Raw genomic sequence first — 5,360 nt, forward strand, 5'->3', positions numbered from 1 at the left:
CCGCCGGCCTGCTGCGCGAACGCCTTGTCGTCGCCGGCCGCCGCGACCTGCTTGACGATGTCCATGCCGCCGGTGATAGTGCCGAGGACGGTGTAGTTCGGGTCCAGCGGCGAGTCGCCGTAGACGATGAAGAACTGGCTGCCCGTGCTGCCCGGCTGGCCGGAGTTGGCCATCGCGATCACGCCCTCCGGGTACGGCGGGCGCTTGTCGGTGGGCAGGTTCTCCTCGGCGAGCCGGTAGCTCGGACCGCCGGTGCCGTCGGTCTCCCGCCAGCCCTTGCCGGTCGCGCTCGGGTCACCGCACTGGAGCACCTTGATGCCCTCGGTCACCAGCCGGTGGCACTTGCTGTTGTCGAAGAAGTTCTTCTCGGCCAGGTGGGTGAAGCTGCCCGCGGTGCAGGGCACCGCCGACCGGTCGACCTTGGCGGTGATCGGGCCGAGGTTGGTGTCGATCGTCATCGTCTGGGTGCCGGTGTTGGCCTGCTGGGCCGGCGGCAGCCCGACGTCCTTGATCTGCTTGGTGCGCTGGTCGGCGGGAAGCTCGGTCCACGCGCACTGCACGTGGTCGGCCGCCGGCCCCGCGGTGTCGGTCTTGTCGTCGTCGCCGCCCAGCGTGGTGGCGAGCCATACCGTGCCGGCGATGACGAGCACCAGCACCGACGCGGCCCCCACGATCGCCTGGGTCTGCCGGCGCTTGCGGGCCCTGGCCGCCCGCTCGGCCATCTCCTTCTCGAGCCGGGCGCGGGCCGCCGCGCGCTGCCGCTCTCTGGTGGACGTCACGCCTGGATCCTCCTGGGCTGTCTGGGCGCGGTCGGTGCCGCTGAGGTTGGTGAGGCGGCCGGGTCAGCCGGCGCTCGGGCTGGCCGCCGGGGCGCCCGACGCGGACGGCGTCGGCGCCGGGGCGGACGTCACCTGCGCCACGGGCTCACCGACGGTCAGGCTCTGGATGACCACGTCGTCGTCCTTGGGCTTGACCTTGGCCCCCGTCCCATTGTCCACGGTCGGCTTGGCACCGATCTTCTCCACCACGTCGATGCCGCCGGTGACCCGGCCGATGACCGGGTACTTCGGGGTGGCCGTGGTGAAGTCCTTGAAGAAGATCAGGAACTGGCTGCCGTTGGCGCCCGGCGGGTTGGCGATCATCGCGACCGTGCCCTTCGGGTAGGTCGCGGGCTGGCCGGGCGCGGGGCTCGCCGACGGCGACGGCGCGGCAGTGGGGACGTTCTCGTCGTAGAACGAGTAGGTCGGACCGCCCAACCCGGTACCGCTCGGGTCGCCGCAGCGCACCGCGCCCTCGGTGGTGATCTCGTGGCACTTGGTGTTGTCGTAGAACGACCGGCTGGCCAGGTGGGCGATGCTCGCCGCGGCGCACGGGGCGCCGGCGAGGTCGAGCTCGACGGTGACCGGCGCGCCCTGGTTGGTGGTGACCGTCATCGGGCGTACGCCGGAGGTGGGCAGCCCCTTGGTGGCCGGGGTGCCGACGTCCTTGAGGTTGGTGTTCGCGGTGGCGTCCTGCGGGGTCCACAGGCAGACATCTTCGGCCGCCGTGTTCTCCTTGGGCTCGTCGTCGAAGGCGCCCAGCGCCCAGGCCGAGCCGGCCACGATCAGCGCGAGGACGACGGCGACGCCGACACCGGCCTGGATCTGCCGGCGGCGCTTGGCGGCGGCGGCCCGGCGGGCGAGCTGCCGGTCGAGCTTGGCGCGCGCCAGTTTGCGCTGCCGGTCCCTGCTGGAAGCCACCCGTGCTCCCCTTCCTCTACCCTGGTCGTCACCGGTGGTCGGGCGTCCTGCGCCCGCTCGTCGGCAGGTGCGCCACGCCACACGCCCGCCAGAGTGTACGGCTACCGGCTGGGAAAGTGGTGTACGAGGTCCGGGCTGGGTCTATCGGGACGCGTCACTGTGGCCGACGGGGCCGCCGGGACGGATGCGCCGAACCCGGTCGCGCCGCCGGTTAGGCTGCTGGCAGGACCGACAGCTCGACGGAAGGGGAGCGGACGTGCTCGTGGCCGGCTTTCCCGCGGACGCCTTCGGCACCAACTGCTACGTGGTGGCCGCCGCGCCGGGGGAGCAGTGCGTGGTGGTCGACCCCGGCATCGGGGTGCTCGACCGGCTCGACGCCCTGCTGGCCGAGCATCGGCTGCACCCGGCCGCCGTGCTGCTCACCCACGGCCACCTCGACCACACCTTCTCGGTCGCGCCGGTCTGCGGCGCCCGCGGGATCACCGCGTACGTGCATCCGGGCGACCGGGAGATGCTCGCCGACCCGGCCAAGGGGCTCTCCGCGGACCTCACCTCGCTCTTCGGCGGGCGGCTGCCGTACACGGAGCCGGAGGACGTCGCCGAGCTGGCCGACGGCGCCACGCTCGCCCTCGCCGGGCTGGAGATCACCGTCGACCACGCCCCGGGCCATACCGGCGGGTCGGTGCTCTTCCGACTGCCGGCCGCAGGCTCGCCCTGGGAGGCGGAGCAGCTCTGCCTCTCCGGCGACGTCCTGTTCGCCGGCTCCATCGGCCGCACCGACCTGCCGGGCGGCAGCATGCCGACGATGATCAGCAGCCTCCGGGACAAGATCCTCCCGCTGGCGGACGACACCGTCGTGCTGCCCGGCCACGGCCCCGCGACCACCATCGGCCGCGAGCGCGCGACCAACCCGTACCTCATCGAGGTGGCGGGCGGCGACGGCGCGCGACCGGCCGCCCCCGCCCGCGGCCTGTAGCCCGGCCGCACCGAGCCTCACACCCGCGGCCCCGACGGCCGCACCAGCCTTCGCCCGCGCGGACCGCGCGGGTCTGCGAACGGAGCATCATGAGCAAGCCCACGCCCATCTCCGGCTTCCCGGAGTGGACGCCCGCCCAGCGGATGATCGAGCAGTACGTCCTCGACCGGATCCGGGACACCTTCGAGCTGTACGGCTTCGCCCCGCTGGAGACCCGCGCGGTGGAGCCGCTGGACCAGCTGCTGCGCAAGGGCGAGACCTCCAAGGAGGTCTACCTGATCCGGCGGTTGCAGGCCGACGCCGACGGCCCGGCCGGCGACGACGCCCTCGGCCTGCACTTCGACCTGACCGTGCCGTTCGCCCGCTACGTGCTGGAGAACGCCGGCAAGCTGCAGTTCCCGTTCCGTCGCTACCAGATCCAGAAGGTGTGGCGGGGCGAGCGGCCGCAGGAGGGGCGCTACCGCGAGTTCCTCCAGGCCGACATCGACATCGTCGACCGTGACAGCCTGGCTCCCCACCACGAGGCGGAGATGCCGCTGGTGATCGGCGACGCGCTGCGTTCGCTGCCGATCCCGCCGGTGCGGATCCAGGTCAACAACCGCAAGATCTGCGAGGGCTTCTACCGGGGCATCGGACTGACCGACCCGGAGGCGGCGCTGCGCGCGGTGGACAAGCTCGACAAGATCGGCCCGGCGAAGGTGGCCGAGTTGCTCGCCGAGACCGCCGGGGCGAGCGAGGCGCAGGCGAAGGCGTGCCTGGCCCTGGCGGAGATCTCCGCCCCGGACGCCTCCTTCGCCGACGCCGTCCGTGCCCTGGGTGTCACCGACCCGCTGCTCGACGAGGGCGTCGAGGAGCTGGTCCGGGTGGTGGAGACCGCCGCCGCGCACTCCCCGGGGCTGTGCGTGGCCGACCTGCGCATCGCCCGCGGCCTGGACTACTACACCGGCACGGTCTACGAGACGCAGATGGTCGGCTACGAGCGGTTCGGCTCGATCTGCTCCGGCGGCCGGTACGACAACCTGGCCAGCTCCGGCGCCGCCCGGTTCCCGGGGGTGGGCATCTCGATCGGGGTGACCCGGCTGCTCGGGCTGCTCTTCGGCGCCGGCGCGCTGTCGGTGTCGCGGGACGTGCCGACCTGCGTCCTGGTCGCGGTGACCAGCGAGGAGCAGCGGCCGGCCAGCAACCGGGTGGCCGAGGCGCTGCGCCGGCGGGGCGTGCCGACGGAGGTGTCGCCGAGCGCGGCGAAGTTCGGCAAGCAGATCCGCTACGCGGAGCGGCGGGGCATCCCGTACGTCTGGTTCCCGGGCGCGGACGGGGCCGCCGACGAGGTGAAGGACATCCGCTCCGGCGAGCAGGTCGCCGCGGCGGCGGGGGAGTGGACGCCGCCCCGGGCGGACCTCAAACCGCTGGTCAGCTGAGACACTACTGGCGCGTACGGCCGATCGGACCTACGGTGGCGTAAGTTACGCCACCGTAGGGAGATCGTCGTGACCGTACTCAGCCAAACCGCCCTGCTCCTCGAACTCGAGCCCGTCGTCGCGAAGAACCTCGACCGGCACCTGTCCATGGCGAAGGAGTGGTTCCCGCACGAGTACGTGCCCTGGAGTGAGGGGCGCACCTTCGACGGACCGCTGGGCGGGGAGGCGTGGGCGGAGACCGACTCGACCATCCCCGACATCGCCCGCACCGCGCTCATCGTCAACCTGCTCACCGAGGACAACCTGCCCTCGTACCACCACGAGATCGCGACGCTGTTCGGCCGGGACGGCGCCTGGGGCACCTGGGTGCACCGGTGGACCGCCGAGGAGGGGCGGCACGGCACCGCCATCCGCGACTACCTGACCGTCACCCGGGCCGTCGACCCGGTGGCCCTCGAGCGGGCGCGGATGACGCACATGTCGGCCGGCTACCAGAACGTGCACGACGACGAGGTGCTGCACTCGCTGGCGTACGTCTCGTTCCAGGAACTGGCGACCCGGATCTCGCACCGCAACACCGGCCGCGTCACCGGCGACCCGGCCTGCGAGGCGCTGCTGGCCCGGGTCGCGGCGGACGAGAACCTGCACATGGTCTTCTACCGCAACCTGCTGGCGGCGGCCTTCGAGCTGGCGCCGAGCCAGGCGATGCGGGCCGTCGCCGACGTGGTGGCCGACTTCCAGATGCCGGGCAACGGCATCGACGGCTTCGCCCGCAAGTCGGTGGCCATCGCCCTCGCCGGCATCTACGACCTGCGCCAGCACCGCGACGAGGTGCTCGTCCCGGTGCTGCGCCAGTGGGACGTGTTCAACGTGACCGGCCTGGACGCCGACGGCGAGGCCGCCCGCGACCAGATCGCGGCCCACCTCGACGAGCTGGAGCGCGCCGCGTCCCGCTTCGAGGAGAAGCGCGCGGCCCGCGCCGCCCGCCTCGCCGCCCGCTGACCGCCGACCCTTCCGGCACCGGGACTCCGGGCGCGGCCGTCGCTGGCTCTCTCGACGACGGCCACGCCCGAAGCGTCTCTCCACCCCCCGGCCCCTGCCCGCGCTCCCGCACGCCGTGCCGGGCGAGCGCCGCGACTCCGCGTGCCGCGGGCCGACGGTGCGGGACGGACGGCCGTGGGCCGACGGTGCGGGACCGACGGAGTGGGGGGTGGGGGTCAGGCGGGT

Annotated in this window: 5 protein-coding genes; 3 read left to right on the forward strand and 2 right to left on the reverse strand. The window is 73.1% G+C overall.

Annotated elements, in window-relative coordinates; translation table 11 throughout:
* The coding region (locus ACSNOB_RS31305; protein ID WP_436690968.1) for a peptidylprolyl isomerase at positions 1–779 on the reverse strand (779 nt) is incomplete at its 3' end.
* Between the two features lie 63 nt (positions 780–842).
* Complete coding sequence (locus ACSNOB_RS31310) at positions 843–1,739, reverse strand: peptidylprolyl isomerase (protein ID WP_436690970.1); 897 nt, start codon at positions 1,737–1,739, stop codon at positions 843–845.
* Between the two features lie 256 nt (positions 1,740–1,995).
* On the opposite strand from ACSNOB_RS31310, the gene ACSNOB_RS31315 reads away from it, so the two are divergent.
* From ACSNOB_RS31315 to ACSNOB_RS31325, 3 genes are all read left to right on the forward strand, one after another.
* Entirely contained in the window at positions 1,996–2,715 is a 720-nt protein-coding gene (locus tag ACSNOB_RS31315; protein WP_436690972.1) for an MBL fold metallo-hydrolase, read from the forward strand.
* A gap of 89 nt (positions 2,716–2,804) precedes the next feature.
* A complete protein-coding gene (gene hisS, locus ACSNOB_RS31320; RefSeq protein ID WP_436690974.1) occupies positions 2,805–4,133 on the forward strand; it encodes a histidine--tRNA ligase in 1,329 nt (442 codons plus the stop codon).
* A gap of 69 nt (positions 4,134–4,202) precedes the next feature.
* Complete coding sequence (locus ACSNOB_RS31325) at positions 4,203–5,135, forward strand: acyl-ACP desaturase (RefSeq protein WP_436690976.1); 933 nt, start codon at positions 4,203–4,205, stop codon at positions 5,133–5,135.
* Positions 5,136–5,360 lie beyond the last annotated feature (225 nt).

Origin of the sequence: Micromonospora sp. URMC 106 (assembly GCF_051386395.1) — a bacterium.
Lineage (GTDB): Bacteria > Actinomycetota > Actinomycetes > Mycobacteriales > Micromonosporaceae > Micromonospora.

What these genes read in the sequence shown, in the direction of transcription:
- hisS (WP_436690974.1), top strand. Translation starts at nt 2,805, where the DNA reads ATGAGCAAGCCCACGCCCATCTCCGGCTTCCCGGAGTGGACGCCCGCC.